Source organism: Pontibacter cellulosilyticus (assembly GCF_014306105.1).
In the GTDB taxonomy this organism is placed as follows: Bacteria; Bacteroidota; Bacteroidia; order Cytophagales; family Hymenobacteraceae; genus Pontibacter; species Pontibacter cellulosilyticus.
On the sequence record NZ_JACRVF010000005.1, the window covers coordinates 283103 to 298866 of the forward strand.

The window sequence follows — 15764 nt, forward strand, 5'->3', positions numbered from 1 at the left end:
TTATCGATTTGGGTAAAGAAGTTTAGAAAGATACCTGAACACCTAAAGCGTAGGTTCTTGGTATCGGAACCTCCACAAAATCAAAGCCGCGCACAGCTGTGGACTGTCCTGCAGCGTTCACTTCAGGATCGTAGCCGCTGTAGTCATCAATAGAGAACAGGTTACGGCCTGCCAGTGATAGTCTCAAGCTGTTGCCTTTCAAAAAATCAGGTCTGAAATCGTAAGACAATGAAATTTCTCTCAGCTTGATATAAGATCCGTCTTCGATGTAGTTCTCAAAGATGCCAAACAACGCAGCGGATGTTCCTTTCGGCACTTCGCCTCTTAGCTCTGGCTCGTAGCCAGCCAATCCGCCATAAAGGTCACGCTCACCCACACGACGGGTAAAGTTGAACACCTCAAAACCATAGGCTGCATCAAACTGCGTTTTAAAGGTAAGGTTCTTACCAATAAGCACTTCGTTGATCAGTGAGCCAGTCCAGTCAGGGTTCGGATCGCCGATCACTTTCCTGGCAGTTGCTCCGGTAGGTTGCCCTGTTGTCGGGTTACGTCCAATACGCTCAGGCTGCGGAAGCCCGAATTCGTTTAACAGCAGCGAACCATCAGCGTTGCGCGCAAAATAGGTAGCATAATAAGCTCCTAGTGGAAATCCGTTAACGGCTGCCACCTGCCCAAAGCCACCCGGAAAAGCTAAAATACCACCAGGTACATTGTTTACTTCATTTTCAATGCGGGAGTAAGTAATAGTCGTTTTCCAGTTTATATTCTCACTCTGGATCGGAGCGCCTGTTAACAAGAACTCAAAGCCCTTGTTAGTCATGGTGCCCACGTTCGCATACTGGTTTAGGTAGCCTGATGACGGCGTTAGCGTAATAAACAGCAGCAGGTCTTCTACATCCTTGTAAAAGTATGAGAACTCAAGCCCAATCCTGCCATCCAAAAAACTCATATCAGCACCTACTTCTGTCTCTTTTTGTCTCTCCGGTACAATGCCAGGATTACCTAACAGCGACGATGGCACGAAGCCAGGCAAACCAGGAGCAGCAACCGGGTTAAAGTTAGTGTAGCGGTCATAGGCACCAATGGCTGTCAGGTTACCTGCCTCACCATAAGATGCTCTTAATTTAAGTATGGGTATGATATTGCTGATTCCCTGCCAGAATTCCTCGTTTGAAATAAGGTAGCTGGCGCTTACTTTAGGATAGAACTGCCATCTGTCTTCCTCACCAAACACAGAAGAAACGTCGTAGCGGCCAGCCGCAGTTAGGAAAAGTCGTTCGCCGAGGCCAAATGTCTGCTGTGCAAAGAAGCCAAGTATGTTAATGTCACTTCTGGTTTCACTCGTTACAATGGTAGCGCCTGCATCAATTGTTCTTACCAGTGGCACAAGCTGTATAGCGGTAGTACCTGTCCGGAATACCTTCTCTACCTGTGCCGTAGCACCAACTCCTGTGGTAGATTCCAGCCAGTCAGCTAGGTTTGTTCTGTAGGAGACGTTCAGGTCGTTGTTAAGCTGAAACGATGTTCTGTCGGCACGTCGGGAATAACCTCTATCATAAGATGGAGTTGTGTTACCAACCGGAATCAAACCTGTAGCGATTTGGGTAGAATTGTCGTAGCCAAGCACGTAGTTGATGTTGAGGCCATTTATTGGTGTAAGATTTACCTGAAAATCGCCGATAAAGCGGCTGGTGCGCTGCTGAAAATCAAACCTTGCAATTGCCTCTAGCGGGTTGGTTCTTCTAAGTATGGCTGTAGGCGCTGTAGAAGGATAAACACCGTTTACAGGCTGCGGATTGATGAAGTTATTACTGAAGATAAAACCTGTTAAGGCACCATAAGCTTCACTTAAACCACCGTTCGGAATCTCCTCGCTGGTGCTGATGACATAGTTGGCGCCAATGGATATATTAAGCCAGTCTTTTATGGTTTGGTCCAAGCGCACACGGCCACCTCCACGGGTAAACTGTGTCTCATCAATAATACCCTGGTTTCTGAGGAAGTTAGCACTTACAAAGTACTGTGTTTTATCGCTGCCACCCGAAACCGACAAGTTGTTCTCAGTACCGAATGCTGTACGGAATATTTCATCCTGGTAATCAAAACGCTCCACTGGCTCTTGTGTCAGGTCGGTGCGTGTGGTGTTTACAAATCTGAAAGGGTAATCGTTATACTCCAACGTTTTACGCACCTCACTTACCCGGAACTGTGTGGAAGCAACCACTTTAGGCGCTCCGGACATACCTCGTTTCGTAAAGATCTGCACCACCCCGTTACTTGCCCTGGATCCATAAATAGCTGCTGCAGCGGCTCCTTTTATGATCTCGATTCGCTCAATATCATTTGGGTTGATATCCACTAGTCGGTTTTGCGCATAGCCTCCCAGGTCCAGAAGTTCAGGTGAACTGTTGTTAACAATTACGCCGTCTACAATGTACAGCGGATCTCCTGAGCCCACAATCGTACTTGGGCCTCTCAGGCGCACACTGATACCACCTGCCGGGTTACCGGAGTTCTGGGTTATCTGGGCACCTGCCACTTTACCCGCCAGCGCCTGGTCTACAGAGGTGGCCACCGTGTTATCAAGGGCATCTGCTGATACCGTAGAAATGGCATTACCCAGCTGCTTTTTTGAAGTAGCTACGGATGTGCCTGTTACAACCACTTCTTCCAGGCCAACAACATCTTCGGCAAGCTGTACATCTACAGTTACATTTTCAGATGTCGCCAACTCAACAGACCTGGTTTCCGGTTTAAAACCAATTAGCGAAAACACAAGCGGATAGGTACCGGGCTGTAAATTAGCTACCAGGCTATACTTGCCATAGGCATCGGTTGCAGTAGCTGTGTTGGTGTTCCTGATCCTGACCACCACGCCTGGCAGCGGACTTTTGCTACGGGCATCGAGCACCGTACCCGTAATAGTGTAGCGAGTCTGTGCAAATGCTTCCTGGTTTACCAGGCTTAGCAGCAGGAAGCACAGCAAGGTGGCCTTGAAACAAGCCCACCCCCTTAAGTAAATTTTTCTCATAGTAACTTATTTTGTACGGTTGATAAAAGTTAAAAACGCTCTTAAGTCATCACTCGGGCAAACTTATCTTACCCATATGTACTGACGGGACTCTTGTCTGCCCCGGACCAAAATCAATCCTTTTGCCAACCAGGCATTCGTTAGCCAACGTGGCAAAAAGCACCGCCTCCTTAGCATCCGGCGAAACACCTAGTTCCGCGGTGTCTCTCACACTTAAGCCTGGTATTAGCTCCTGTAGGTTTTGGATCAGCAACGGGTTATGCATTCCTCCCCCGCTCATAAAGACTTCAAACTTCTCCCCTTTTAAAGTTCTTGACAACGCATCACTGATTCCAGCTGCAGAAAAACGGTTAAGGGTAGCCATTACATCCTCCGGAGAAAGCTGTGTTGCTTCGGCTTTATGTTGCGCCTGCTCCAGGTATGCCAGGTTAAATAATTCGGGTCCAGTTGTTTTCGGAAAGCCTTGCTCAAAGAAAGGGTGATCTAGCAGGGCATTCAACAATTTATGATTATACGTGCCTTTTTTTGCAATCTCCGAATCTGCATCAAAAAATTTACTCGGAAACCTGCTTTGTACATATGCATCCATCAATGTATTACCTGGCCCAACATCGGTAGAGAAGATTCTGGTTGTGTCCAGGTCGCCGGGTAGGAACGTAAAGTTGGCGATGCCGCCTATGTTAAGCATAATGCGGTTCTGCCCTTTTTCTGAGAATAGCAGGTAGTCACCGTACACTGCCAACGGGGCTCCCTCGCCACCAGCAGCTATGTGTTTTTGCCTGAAATCGCTGAGGGTTATAATACCTGTCTTAACGGCAATGTGGTCTCCGTCGCCTATCTGCAGTGTGGCATTTGGCATGCCTTCTATGCCATGAAGTGAGGCTGGCGCATGATAAATGGTTTGCCCGTGACTGGCGATAATGTCTACGTCTACAGCGTTAACGCCCCACTGTTGCAGGCACTGGTTTATAAGCTCCGCATGGAAACTACCGATATAGGCATTCATCAAGCATACCTTTTCGAGGTCTACCTGGCGCTTCGAAAAAATTGCTTTTACCTCTTGTTTAAAGGTAGTGTCGTAAGGCATGGTGGTAAACTCGCGTAGTGTCAGTTGGGTTTGGGTACCGTGGCCGGTAAACTCACACAGCGCAATATCAAGGCCATCCAGCGAGGTACCGGACATAAGGCCTATGATGGTTCTTTTTTCTTTGTTAGCTATACTGAACAGGTGCTTCAGGCTATCGTTCATAGTTCTGTTTATAGGTTTATACTTTGCCAAAAGTATAAACAAGCGGGCACATAAATTCCAGACTATTTAGAACTAAACGTAGCAACTCAGAAATGGTCGTGATTGTTTGCAGGAATTTATACTTCGCACTGCTGCTGAGAATAAAAATTTAAACCTTAAAGACCAGCTACTTAGCTATACTTTCAGTGGTGCAAAGTAAAATTTGTAAGCTGCTTTTGGTTTTGTAGCAGTTATAGAGAAGTATAAACTGATGTATAATGAAAAGTCGTTATTTGTAATTATAAGGCAGATGTTTTACCCGCTACTGTGAACTTGGTCTTTAACCGCGAGACTACTTACTTAAAGAATTTGTCATCTTGAACAGCGTGAGAGATCTTTTTAGAATTAGTAAAATTGAATTTAGAAGAGATCTCTCCTATCGTCGAGATGACAGAAAAGGTGAAGTCTAAAAGTATAAATGCAGGCTGTTAAATTTACAATGCATCAAGAATCAAGACAGCTTTACTTTACTCACCTATACTTAATGCCTGATGATTTTGCCGTCTTCCATTTCGATGATGCGGCCGCTGCTTTCGGCAAAGCTCTGGTCGTGGGTAACAATGAGCAGGGTCTGGTTGTGGACTTCGGCGAGTTCTTTAAAGATATCGAACACCATATCGCTGTTTTTCATGTCGAGGTTGCCCGTGGGTTCGTCTCCCATAATGATGTGCGGGTCGTTTATCAGGGCACGGGCAATGGCCACGCGCTGCTTTTCGCCGCCTGATATTTTGAAAGCCATCTTTTTGGCAAGGTGGTCAATGCCTAGCATCTTTAGCCGCTCCATGCCCCGGTGCTCGATTTCTTCCTGGCTATACTTCCCCAGTTTCATGCCCGGCAGCATCACGTTTTGCAGCACCGTAAACTCATTTAGCAGGTAATGAAACTGGAATACAAAACCTATCTTCTCGTTGCGGATACGTGCCAGCTCCACATCACTCCTGCCTGACATCAGCTCCCTATCGATCAGCAACTCGCCCTCATAGTCGGTATCCATGGTAGAGAGGATGTAGAGCAGGGTGGATTTTCCGCAACCGGATTTGCCTATTACTGACACAAACTCTCCTTTGTTTATGGTAAAGGTGATATCATGCAGCACCTGCACCGTTACCGGATCGTGGAAACACTTGTTTATATGTCTTGCCTCAAGTATAACTTCCTGCATTTTTGTGCTCATTTTATGGTATAACCTACTTATCTTCCAATGCTATCAACTTGAGCTTTTTGTCATCTCGACGATAGCAGAGATTTTTTTAGAAGTCCTTCTTTATTAATTCTAGATAGGTTTCTCACATGTGTTCGAAATGACAAACTGCTACTACACTTGCTTAAGCCAATTTACCCAACCCCTCCGAGGACGGGAGTTACGCAGGTGTACCCCTAAGCCCCCTTCAAAGGGGGACGTTACGCCATTGCTTTAGTAGAGGTAAAAGTTTCATAGCTTCTGCCGTTCCCCGGACAGGTCTCGACCTGTCCCTACAAGTATAAATCTCTATCCCACAAACACCAGAATAAATCCTACCCCTTTATTTAACCTCCTTAATCACCGGTCTTTACTTACCCCTGATAATCTCTACCGGATCCACTTTGCTTGCCTTTCTGGCCGGGAAGAATCCTGCAAAGTATGTGGTGATGAGAGAGAACGAACCAGCTATAAAGTAATATATTGGGCTGTAGTTAATGGGATAAGTTTTGATAGTAGGTAGGGCTGCCGTCACGAAGGGAATATTGTCGATGATAACAGAGAAAACGAAACCGATGACCAACCCGACGATGCCTCCGAAAAAACCGATACTCAGCGAGATGAGGAGGAAGATGCGGTTTACGTCTTTACCCGAGAATCCTGTAGCCTTGAGTATGGCAATGGAGTCCATCTTCTCATAGATCATCATGTTCAGGATGTTGAAAATACCGAAGCCTGCCACGATGAGCAGCACCACCCCAACAGAATATGAAATAAGCGAACGTATGTTGCTGCCTGTCTCAAACTGCGCGTTGGCTGTCTGTATGTCTTCGGCGTCGATGTTAAACAACTGGCTATACTCCTGTGCGACAGCTGGTGCCATTTCCAAGTTGTGCAGCTTTACCTGTATATCGGTGATGTAGTTGTTCGGCTTGCCCAGCAGCTTTTGCACGGTGCCAATAGAGGCATAGCTTTGTACTTTGTCAATCTCCTGTATCCCCGACTGAAAATACCCCACCACTTTTAAGGAAAACCGTTCGCCCTGCACCGTAGTTACCTGCACCACGTCTCCGATATCAGCCACCAGAATATCCGCTAAGCCTTTGCCAAGTATAATGCTGTTGGCAACGTTTTTCACATCAATGGCATTGCCTGCCGTTACGTAGTCCTCAAAGTTGAAAAGCCGCATCTCCTCCTCCACATCAACCCCGCTTATGGAGCCTGATATGTCGATGGTGCCTTCGTTGTAAAACACCTGCGTGTTCAGTTTCGGCGTAGCACCCAACACCCGTGAGTCGTCTTTAACAGCCTGCATAATAGGGCCGCTGTTGTAGATTTCCTGCCGCGTAATACCCGACTTTACAGAGCTTATGAAGTTGTAGGAGTCCTTAAACTCGGCGGAGGCATTAACAGGCTGGTTTTCGCTGGGCTTGATCTGGTTGTAAAGGCGCACATGCGGCGTGCGGTTCAGGATGAGGCTATCCAGCATGTCGTTCAGGCCGTTCATAAAGCTGAGCAGCGTGATGAACATGGCAATGCTAAAAGTTACGCCCACGGCCGCTACCAGCGTTTGGCGCCAGCGGGCCAACAGCAACGACTTTGCTATGCCAACTATCAGCTTGCTGTTCATCGGACCGGTTTCAGTAGCACGTCATTTTTCGAAATGCCATTCACAATTTCTACCTTCTGGTAGTCTTTTAGCCCTGTTTTTACAGGCACTTTTTCTTTACCTTCTGTCATCACATACGAGCCATCCAGCAGGTACTCGCGCGGTATAGTAAGGGCGTTTTTCTTTTCCTGTATGATGATGTTGGCTTCGGTGGTAAGGTTAGGGTAAAGAGCAGGTGGTGTGGTTACAAAACTGGCCTCTATGGTAAAGGAACGGGTACGCTCGTTCATGGCTGGGTTCACTTTGTATACTTTGCCTTCAAACACCTGACCTTTGTAGCTGTCCAGGTTCAGGAGCACCTGCTGCCCCGGCTTTACCCTCGCAATGTCATACTCATCTACCTGCAGCTCAAGTATAAACTCATCGGCGTCTCCCACTACTGCCACAGGAGTTTGAGGCGTTACCAGTTCCCCCTGCTCTTTCAGAACGCTGTATACTTTGCCGTTTGTCTCACTTTTCACGGTATAATCCTCCGACATCGTCTGGCTTATCTGCAGGTTCTTCTGCGATTGCTTTGCCGCAAAGTCGAGCTGTTTTCTGAGGTCGTTGTAGCGAAGTACCGCAGACTTGTATGCTGTTAAAGAGTTCTTGTAAGCCAGCTCCCGTTGCTCCAGTTCTACTTTAGTGCCTATCTGGTTGGCCCACAGGTTGCGCTGGCGTACCAGCAGCAGCGAATCGTTTTGCTTTTTGCTTCGAGCCAGGTTAATGGCCTCGCGCAGTTCATTAAGTTTTTCGGCGTTGGCGCTTACACGGGCATATTCTGCAGCAATACGGGCATTTTCGGTACTAAGGCGGGCAGCCTCGTTGTCTAGTTTTATCAGAGGTTCACCTCTTTTTACTACATCCCCCTCGGTCACAAATATTTGTTGTATCACGCCGCTTACCGTCGGAAAAACCTGGTACTGGTCGCGGCTCTTTACCACACCCGAGGCATACACCGATTCAGAGATATCTTCTACCGTAGGTTGGGTCTTTTCCTGCTCTCCTTTGCAGGCGACAAGTATAACCAGGATCAGGGCGAAGAGGAAATATGGCTTCATAGGTGCGATGTCTGTTTTAGCTTTAACCCTTTATTTCCGCAAGTTAGGACGAGCTGTACACTCAACTTATACTATAACTGCAACAATATTGATGATTATAATCATACTTTTCAAGTATAAAATTCTTTCTGTGTGGCCTTTCTCAAACCGTAAACTCAAGCACCTCTGGAAAATTATATCCGGTATCGATGTGCAGCAAGGGGCAGGTATCTTTAGCAGATAATTTATACCTTGCCTCAACAGTTTGTGCTGCTGCAAAGTATAAACAGACCATACTTAGGGCAGCACCCATATATACCTTACAACAAGTCCGCTATGCCGACAAACCACATCCCGACGTTACCATCCATACTTGACAACGACTTTTATAAATTTACCATGCAACACGCCGTGGTAAAGCTCTTCCCAAGAACAAAGGCACGCTACAAATTCATAAACAGGGGCAAACATCCATTCCCGGATGGTTTTGCAGATGCGTTGCGCAAGGCTGTGGATGCGATGGCAGACCTTCACTTAACAAAGGAGGAGAAAGAATACCTTGCTGCCACCTGCCCTTACCTCGACCCGACTTACCTCGATTTTCTACAGGGCTACTGCTACGACCCCTCGGAGGTAAGTATAAGTCAGGAAGGCAACCAGTTGCACCTTACCATTGAAGGCTACTGGTATCGCACTATACTTTGGGAGGTGCCGTTGATGGCGTTAATTTCGGAACTATACTATCCCTTAAGTCAACTGCAACGCGATACTGATGAAAGTGTGATTAGCGTGGGCCGGGAGAAGATCGAGAATTATAAGGAACTGGGTGTGGCGATTGCAGAGTTCGGCACCCGCCGCAGGCACTCCTACCATGTGCACCAACTAATAGTGGAGACGCTGAAAAAGTATGGCACCGGCAGTTTTGTAGGTACCAGCAATGTGCACCTGGCACGGTTAAACAATGTAAAGCCAATTGGCACGCACGCCCACGAGTGGTTTATGTTTCATGCGGCAAGGTATGGCTTTAAGATGGCCAACACGCTGGGGCTGCAGCACTGGGTGCAGGTATATCGCGGCGACCTGGGCATTGCCCTCTCCGATACCTATACAACTGATGTGTTCATGAGCCAGTTCGATAAGATGTTCAGCAAATTGTTCGACGGTGTAAGGCACGACAGCGGCGACCCGATTGAATTTGCCCAGAAGATCATCAGCCACTACGAACGTATGGGAATTGACGCGCGTGCTAAAACCATTGTTTTTTCTGATGCGCTGAACTATGAAAAAGTGGCCCGCATCGCGGAGTTCTGCAAAGGCAAGATTGGCATCTCGTTTGGTATTGGCACCAACTTTACCAACGATGTAGGACTTACGCCTATGAATATGGTAATCAAATTAACTGAAACCCAACCCGAAGATCTGGAGTGGATGCCGGTGGTAAAACTGTCTGATGAGCGTGGCAAGTATACGGGTAAGGAAGAGGTGATAAAGCTGGCGAAGACTATTTTGAATATTGAGTAGCCAACCTGGGTCACAACATACCAGGTTATTATATTACCATCTATCATAGAAACCCACCCCTGGCCCCTCCGAGGAGGGGAATTACATGCACGAGTAAAACTCCTTTCCTCGGAGAGGCCAGGGGTGGGTCAATCATTTTAACAGAAATTATACTTTATACAAACCTACCATGAAAGCACTATTGCTTATCGACATACAAAACGATTTCATTCCCGGTGGCGCACTGGCTGTCCCGGAAGGTGATCAGATTATACCTTTGGTAAACCAGCTGCAGCAGCAATTTGATCTTATAGTTGCCACACAGGACTGGCACCCTGCACACCACAAAAGCTTTGCCTCCAACCATGAGAACAAGCAGCCATTCGATGTTACAGAGCTGCATGGCATGGAGCAGGTTCTGTGGCCGGACCATTGCATCCAGGGCACAACCGGGGCAGCGTTTGCCCCGCAGCTTGACATGCACAAAGTAGAGGCTATCTTCCGGAAAGGCATGAACCCGGAAATTGACAGCTACAGTGGGTTTTATGACAATGGCCGCTTAAAATCAACCTCATTAACAGATTACCTGCGTGGCAAACAGGTTCAGGAAGTATATCTGGCTGGCCTGGCTGCAGACTACTGTGTATACTTTTCGGCAAAAGACGCCTTACACGAAGGTTTTAAAGTATGTTTTATCGAGGATGCCACACGTCCGATCAGTGCCGAAGGTTTTGAGCAGGCAAAGGCCGATATCCTGAGCAAAGGCGGAAGCATCATCCAAAGCAGCCTGCTGCTGTAAAGTATAACCGTTGCAACCGCTTGGCTTTCCAGGCAAAGTAAAAAGTATAGTTACCGGCTATACGCTTTAAAGTATAAATATTATCTTTAAGTATGACGAGACTCTATAGAACCGCAAATAAAGTAGCAGCTTTTGCATTACTGGCTACCGCTTTCTCCTCCTGCCTCAACTCCAAAAACCAGGAACAGGTACAGTATGATCTGCTGGTGGAAAAAGCTATGATTGTAGATGGTACTGGCGAGGCATCTTACACAGCTAACCTGCTTATCAGCGGAGACTCTATTGCAAAGATTGACAGAGATACAACCGCTAAGTATACTGCCACAAGAACCATTAATGCCCGCGGCCTGGTCCTTACCCCTGGCTTCATCGATCCGCATGCACACGGCAACCCGCTGCAGACGCCGGAGCTCCGCAATTTTCTGGCTATGGGTGTGACCACCATCTTTTTAGGGCAGGATGGGTTCAGCCCGGAGCAGGCCGACCTGAGCCTGTGGATGGATTCGGTAACGCAAAAGCGGCCTGCCGTGAACGTAGGCATGTTTGTAGGCCATAATACCTTGCGCATGCTCTCCGGCACCAAGTATGATTCTGTTCCGTCGGCAACAAACATGGCAGCTATGGAGAAACTATTGGCAGACGCTATGGAGTCAGGTAGCTTTGGCATGACAACAGGCCTGGAGTATAACCCCGGCTACTATGCCCGCCCCGCAGAGCTCAACAGTTTAGCTAAAGTTGTAGGCGCCAAAAACGGTATGATCATGAGCCACATGCGCAACGAGGACGACAAGTTTGTAGAGGCCTCTATCCGTGAGCTGCTGGAGCAGGGTAAATATTGCCCGGTACATGTGTCGCATATAAAAGTGGTATATGGCAAGGGCAAAGCGCGTGCTCAGGAAATACTGCAACTGCTGGATAGCGCCAGAACTAGCGGTACCAACGTAACGGCAGACTTTTACCCCTACACCGCCAGCTACACCACCATCGGCATACTTTTCCCGGATTGGGCCAAGCAGCCAAACGATTATAGCCAGGTTCTGAAAAGCAGAAGAAATGAACTGGCAACTTACCTCCGAAACAGGGTAAACCTGCGCAACGGCCCGGAGGCTACGCTTATCGGATCTGGCCCCTATAAAGGTAAAACGCTGGCGCAGCTATCTAAAGAAATGAACAAGCCATTTGAGGAAATTTTGCTGGATGATATCGGTCCTTACGGAGCAGACGGCGCCTACTTTATCATGAATGAGGCGTTGCAGGAGGAGTTTCTTAAGAACCCTTACGTGATGATCTGCACCGACGGCAGCCCAACAATGAGCCACCCCAGAAGCTACGGCGCCTTTGCCAAAATCATCGAAACGTACGTGGTACAAAAGCAGCTGCTAACGCTGCCTGAAGCTGTACGAAAAATGACCGGCCTTCCTGCCCTGACCATTGGTGTTTATAAACGTGGCCTTATAAAGCCAGGCTACAAAGCCGACATCCTGCTCTTCGACCCGGCCGCTGTTAAAGAGAATGCCACCTTCGATAAGCCTAACCAACTCGCCAGCGGCTTTCAGTTTATACTTGTAAATGGGCAGGTGGTAAAGGAGGGAGATAAGTTTAGTGAGGGTAGAATGGGTGTGGTGCTGAAGAAACAATAGGTGTTTGCGTTTTTAAAAACGTACTCCCGTTTTATGAATTACCTACTAGATTAAGCTACTGGGTCCAACCACCCCTGCCCCTCCTTATCCAAGGAGGGGAGTTTTTACTTCCTGCTTCATCTGCTATCACAATTATAAAAGCTATTTTGCTTTGTCATCCTATCAAGTATTTATTGGAAGGGGTGTTATACAATAGCTACAGAACAGCTATGTAAGCAAGCGTAAAAGCAGAACTCCCCTCCTTGGATAAGGAGGGGCAGGGGTGGTTGGACCAGATACTGCATGAAATCCTGTTAATCTTTTAATCCTGTAAATCCTGATTCAGATATCATCACCCCATCTCCTCCACATAAACCCGAAGCTCGCTGTATACTTTTGCCAGTTCTTTAGGCGGGAAATGTGCGTTTAAGCCGCTGGGGTTAGGCAGTACCCACAATTTTGTTTCTCCAATGGCATGGTCTTGCAAGCCAACAGCAGCAGAAGGCTTTCCAAAAGCCTCACGATAGGCTGAAATACCTAACAGCGCAAGCACTCGTGGCTGATACTCGATCACTTTTTCCACCAGGTTAATGCCACCCTCTATCAGTTCAGCTGCCGACAATTCTGCCGCATTGGCTGTTGCACGATCTACAATGTTCGTGATGCCGAAACCAAGCTCTAGCAACATACTATCCTCTTCCGGACTGTACTGCCGGGGCGTAAAACCAGCTGCATGCAGAGCCGGCCAAAAGCGGTTGCCTGGCCGGGCAAAATTATGTCCTGTAAAAGCGGTGTAAAGGCCGGGGTTAATGCCACAGAAAAGCACTTTCAGATCAGGGGCAATTATATCGGGCAAAGTTCTTCCCGATGCAGCTGCCAGTTCTTGTTTGGTTGGTTTCTTAAGCGTTTGCATAACTCTCTTTTACTGGCAGCAGCTATATTCGGTTCTGTTATTCACTTAGTAAATAAGAAGCCGCACCACCTTATCCAGAAGGCAGCACGGCTTGATGTTCAGAGTTTTACCTTGTACTTTATGTAAATTATTTACAGCTCCTTTGCCGTAAAACCGGCTTTTTCAACGGTGGCAATCACCTCGCTGGCAGTAAGAGAGTCTGTTTTAACTGTTAATACTTTATCGCGGTTTGTAGTATCCACGCTCCACTCGCACACCCCTTCAGCGGTATCCAGAGCCGGTGTAACTTTAGACACACAGCCTCCGCAGTTAATATTGGTCTTGAATTGTAATTCTTTCATGTTCTATTTCTTATTGGTTATACTTTATTGAACATGACAAAGGTAGCGTATGGGGTGGCCAGGTCTGTTACACAATTCTGTTTGAGTTTTGTATGATTTTCTGGATGTAAATGATGGCTACGTGAATAGTAGCCTCCCATAAATTATGGAATACAAAAGGAATAGCTATTCCGTTTATCTGCTATATTTGGTGTGAAGCAAGAGGAGGTATTCCTATAAAATATTAGTTGGGCAAACTTAAATGAACAAAATAATAACAACACTTTTATTATTTGTTGCGCTACACTCCTTCGGGCAAGGTGTACAGGTAGACACTTTAAAAGTATCTCTGTCACCCCGATTTGTAGACCTACAGTATGAAAGGATGAATTATCCGATAGTACGAACTGGTGACAAAAGAATAGATTTTTTGATAAACAATGATATAAAGAATAAGCTCACCCACAACGAGTTTCCCGAAGCTTCCATAGATTCAACGATCGCTGATTGGGCAGCAGAAGGAATAGTTTACCTCGATTTTCAGGTTACCTACAACAAGCAAGGGATACTCTCTCTTAATATAAGTACCGAAGGTTGCGGAGCCTATTGCAGCAGTTGGACAGAGTACTTCAATTACTCAACGTTGACAGGTAAGGCTCTGGACTTAGGAGATGTAATTGATACCAAAGGGAGCTTCAGAGAACTGGTGCTTAAACATAAAAAGGCTCAATACGAACAACAGCGAAAAGAGCTTAAGAAAATGCTTCTTGACACGGAGTCAGGTCTTGACTCAGCAACATATGAATGGGCACTTGAATATTACAATGGCTGCGAAACATCATCAGAACTTTCAAGTTTTGCTTTACATCAAAAACATTTAGAGATAGTTGAATCTTGTTATTTGCCGAACGCAATCAAGAACTTAACACCAGTACTCGAATTGAAGTACAAATATTCAGACATAAATAAGCATTTGAAGATAAAGATCTAGCCCCAACCAAGTATAGCAGTAAGGCTTGCTAACGCTGCGCCTCTGCTATACCAGCACGTTGCCTGCAATCGTGGAGCTACGCCTAACGAATACAACTGGACAAGTATTAACCGAAACCGAACTATAAAATGCTGAATTTGGACTTTGCAGATTTCCCAATACTGAAAACAGACCGACTAATATTAAGAAATGTATTAGGCAAAGACTTTGAGTTATTACACAAGCTACATTCTGACCCAGTTGTAAACGCTTTTGTAGGACGGAAGAACACATCCACTTTAAAAAAAGCACAAGCTTATATTTTGCGAATGGACGAATTAGTTAAAAAGAAAGAAGGTTTGTACTGGGTTATTACCTTGAGGAATTCTGACGATTTGATCGGCGCGGCTTGCTGTTGGAATTTTGACACTGAAAACGGAATAGTAGAAGTCGGTTACGAATTGCTACCAGAGTATCAAAGCCGTGGTATCATGACAGAGGCCTTAAATTCAGTGATTGGATTTACTTTCAACGAAATGAAGGCAAGCCTAATCACAGCATTTCCTTCCTCTGACAATTCAAGTTCAGTAACACTATTGAAGAAGCTAAACTTTGTATTTGAGGACAAACCTTACAACAACAAACACCAAAACATAGAAAATATAGTCACTTATACCTTGAGACCTTAGCCGAGAAACGCCAGCAGGCAACACGAACTTTGCTAACCTTCAAATAATATAAAGCAAATGAAAACAATAGGCTTAATCGGCGGCATGTCCTGGGAGAGCTCAGTGGTATACTACCAGCTCATCAACAAACAGGTAAAAGAACAGCTAGGCGGCCTCCACTCCTGCCGCTCACTGATGTACTCTGTAGATTTTGACCAGATTGCCCAACTGCAGCACCAGGGCGATTGGGACACGCTAACTGAAATAATGGTAGATGCAGCGCAACGGCTGGAAAGAGGAGGCGCAGATTTTATTGTGCTTTGCACCAACACCATGCACAAACTGGCCGATGCCATAGAGCAAAACACCAGCATTCCTTTTCTGCACATTGCCGATGCCACAGCAGCTGAGATCAAAAAGCACCGGCTCTCTAAGGTTGGATTATTAGGCACAAAGTTTACCATGGAAGGCGACTTTTTGAAAGGACGATTGCAGGAGAAGCATCAGATAGAAACCATTATACCAGACCAGCAGGCGCGGGAGCGTGTACATAGCATCATTTACGAAGAGCTGATCAAAGGCATCTTCACAGAGAGCTCCCGCAAAGAGTATCTCAGTATCATCCACCAGTTAGCAGCAGCAGGCGCTGAAGGCGTTATACTTGGCTGCACCGAAATACCTCTTCTCGTATCTTCAAAAGATACCGACGTGCCGCTTTTCGACACAACTACTATTCATGCTTCGGAAGCAGTGGCATTCTGCCTTTCTTAGCTATCCTCAGGAGCCAC

At 46.5% G+C, this 15764-nt stretch carries 14 protein-coding genes; 7 read left to right on the forward strand and 7 right to left on the reverse strand.

Annotation, left to right across the window (positions count from 1 at the left end; genetic code table 11):
* Positions 1 to 22: 22 nt before the first annotated feature.
* The 5 genes from H8S84_RS16705 to H8S84_RS16725 form a co-directional block, all read right to left on the reverse strand.
* Positions 23 to 3031, reverse strand: a complete 3009-nt coding sequence (locus tag H8S84_RS16705) for a SusC/RagA family TonB-linked outer membrane protein (RefSeq protein ID WP_187068508.1) — start codon at positions 3029 to 3031, stop codon at positions 23 to 25.
* Positions 3032 to 3080: 49 nt separating this feature from the next.
* A complete protein-coding gene (locus H8S84_RS16710; protein ID WP_187068509.1) occupies positions 3081 to 4280 on the reverse strand; it encodes an anhydro-N-acetylmuramic acid kinase in 1200 nt (399 codons plus the stop codon).
* 520 nt (positions 4281 to 4800) lie between these two features.
* Positions 4801 to 5493, reverse strand: coding sequence for an ABC transporter ATP-binding protein (locus H8S84_RS16715; protein WP_394368003.1), 693 nt, complete (start codon positions 5491 to 5493; stop codon positions 4801 to 4803).
* Positions 5494 to 5869: 376 nt separating this feature from the next.
* On the reverse strand, positions 5870 to 7129 hold the full coding sequence (locus tag H8S84_RS16720; RefSeq protein ID WP_187068510.1) for an ABC transporter permease: 1260 nt from the start codon (positions 7127 to 7129) through the stop codon (positions 5870 to 5872).
* Positions 7126 to 8208 (reverse strand): efflux RND transporter periplasmic adaptor subunit, encoded by a 1083-nt coding sequence (locus H8S84_RS16725; protein WP_187068511.1) that lies wholly within the window; start codon positions 8206 to 8208, stop codon positions 7126 to 7128. The genes H8S84_RS16720 and H8S84_RS16725 overlap by 4 nt, the downstream gene beginning before the upstream one ends.
* A 91-nt stretch (positions 8209 to 8299) precedes the next feature.
* Here H8S84_RS16725 and H8S84_RS20235 point away from each other — a divergent pair, with 91 nt between their 5' ends.
* The 4 genes from H8S84_RS20235 to H8S84_RS16740 all read left to right on the forward strand — a co-directional run bounded on the left by H8S84_RS20235 (position 8300) and on the right by H8S84_RS16740 (position 12126).
* Positions 8300 to 8431 carry a hypothetical protein gene (locus H8S84_RS20235; protein WP_262890241.1) on the forward strand — a complete coding sequence of 44 codons (132 nt, stop codon included), beginning with the start codon at positions 8300 to 8302 and terminating at the stop codon, positions 8429 to 8431.
* An 8-nt stretch (positions 8432 to 8439) separates the two neighbouring features.
* Entirely contained in the window at positions 8440 to 9708 is a 1269-nt protein-coding gene (gene pncB, locus H8S84_RS16730) for a nicotinate phosphoribosyltransferase (protein ID WP_230407228.1), read from the forward strand.
* Between the two features lie 169 nt (positions 9709 to 9877).
* Positions 9878 to 10486, forward strand: a complete 609-nt coding sequence (gene pncA / locus H8S84_RS16735) for a bifunctional nicotinamidase/pyrazinamidase (RefSeq protein WP_187068512.1) — start codon at positions 9878 to 9880, stop codon at positions 10484 to 10486.
* Positions 10487 to 10578: 92 nt separating this feature from the next.
* Positions 10579 to 12126, forward strand: a complete 1548-nt coding sequence (locus H8S84_RS16740) for an N-acyl-D-amino-acid deacylase family protein (protein ID WP_187068513.1) — start codon at positions 10579 to 10581, stop codon at positions 12124 to 12126.
* A 331-nt stretch (positions 12127 to 12457) separates the two neighbouring features.
* Here H8S84_RS16740 and mug read toward each other — a convergent pair whose 3' ends face one another.
* The gene (mug, locus tag H8S84_RS16745) at positions 12458 to 13018 is read right to left on the reverse strand and encodes a G/U mismatch-specific DNA glycosylase (protein ID WP_187068514.1); all 561 of its coding nucleotides are present in this window, start codon (positions 13016 to 13018) and stop codon (positions 12458 to 12460) included.
* A gap of 131 nt (positions 13019 to 13149) precedes the next feature.
* On the reverse strand, positions 13150 to 13359 hold the full coding sequence (locus H8S84_RS16750; protein ID WP_187068515.1) for a heavy-metal-associated domain-containing protein: 210 nt from the start codon (positions 13357 to 13359) through the stop codon (positions 13150 to 13152).
* A 241-nt stretch (positions 13360 to 13600) separates the two neighbouring features.
* Here H8S84_RS16750 and H8S84_RS16755 point away from each other — a divergent pair, with 241 nt between their 5' ends.
* The 3 genes from H8S84_RS16755 to H8S84_RS16765 all read left to right on the forward strand — a co-directional run bounded on the left by H8S84_RS16755 (position 13601) and on the right by H8S84_RS16765 (position 15747).
* Entirely contained in the window at positions 13601 to 14329 is a 729-nt protein-coding gene (locus H8S84_RS16755; RefSeq protein ID WP_187068516.1) for a hypothetical protein, read from the forward strand.
* A 128-nt stretch (positions 14330 to 14457) separates the two neighbouring features.
* Complete coding sequence (locus H8S84_RS16760; protein WP_187068517.1) at positions 14458 to 14997, forward strand: GNAT family N-acetyltransferase; 540 nt, start codon at positions 14458 to 14460, stop codon at positions 14995 to 14997.
* Positions 14998 to 15054: 57 nt separating this feature from the next.
* On the forward strand, positions 15055 to 15747 hold the full coding sequence (locus H8S84_RS16765; RefSeq protein ID WP_187068518.1) for an aspartate/glutamate racemase family protein: 693 nt from the start codon (positions 15055 to 15057) through the stop codon (positions 15745 to 15747).
* The last annotated feature ends 17 nt before the right edge of the window (positions 15748 to 15764 follow it).

Coding starts and splice junctions, on each gene's coding strand:
- H8S84_RS16705 (WP_187068508.1), bottom strand. CDS start 3,031: ATGAGAAAAATTTACTTAAGGGGGTGGGCTTGTTTCAAGGCCACCTTG.
- H8S84_RS16710 (WP_187068509.1), bottom strand. CDS start 4,280: ATGAACGATAGCCTGAAGCACCTGTTCAGTATAGCTAACAAAGAAAAA.
- H8S84_RS16715 (WP_394368003.1), bottom strand. CDS start 5,493: ATGAGCACAAAAATGCAGGAAGTTATACTTGAGGCAAGACATATAAAC.
- H8S84_RS16720 (WP_187068510.1), bottom strand. CDS start 7,129: ATGAACAGCAAGCTGATAGTTGGCATAGCAAAGTCGTTGCTGTTGGCC.
- H8S84_RS16725 (WP_187068511.1), bottom strand. CDS start 8,208: ATGAAGCCATATTTCCTCTTCGCCCTGATCCTGGTTATACTTGTCGCC.
- H8S84_RS20235 (WP_262890241.1), top strand. CDS start 8,300: ATGATTATAATCATACTTTTCAAGTATAAAATTCTTTCTGTGTGGCCT.
- pncA (WP_187068512.1), top strand. CDS start 9,878: ATGAAAGCACTATTGCTTATCGACATACAAAACGATTTCATTCCCGGT.
- H8S84_RS16740 (WP_187068513.1), top strand. CDS start 10,579: ATGACGAGACTCTATAGAACCGCAAATAAAGTAGCAGCTTTTGCATTA.
- mug (WP_187068514.1), bottom strand. CDS start 13,018: ATGCAAACGCTTAAGAAACCAACCAAACAAGAACTGGCAGCTGCATCG.
- H8S84_RS16750 (WP_187068515.1), bottom strand. CDS start 13,359: ATGAAAGAATTACAATTCAAGACCAATATTAACTGCGGAGGCTGTGTG.
- H8S84_RS16755 (WP_187068516.1), top strand. CDS start 13,601: ATGAACAAAATAATAACAACACTTTTATTATTTGTTGCGCTACACTCC.
- H8S84_RS16760 (WP_187068517.1), top strand. CDS start 14,458: ATGCTGAATTTGGACTTTGCAGATTTCCCAATACTGAAAACAGACCGA.
- H8S84_RS16765 (WP_187068518.1), top strand. CDS start 15,055: ATGAAAACAATAGGCTTAATCGGCGGCATGTCCTGGGAGAGCTCAGTG.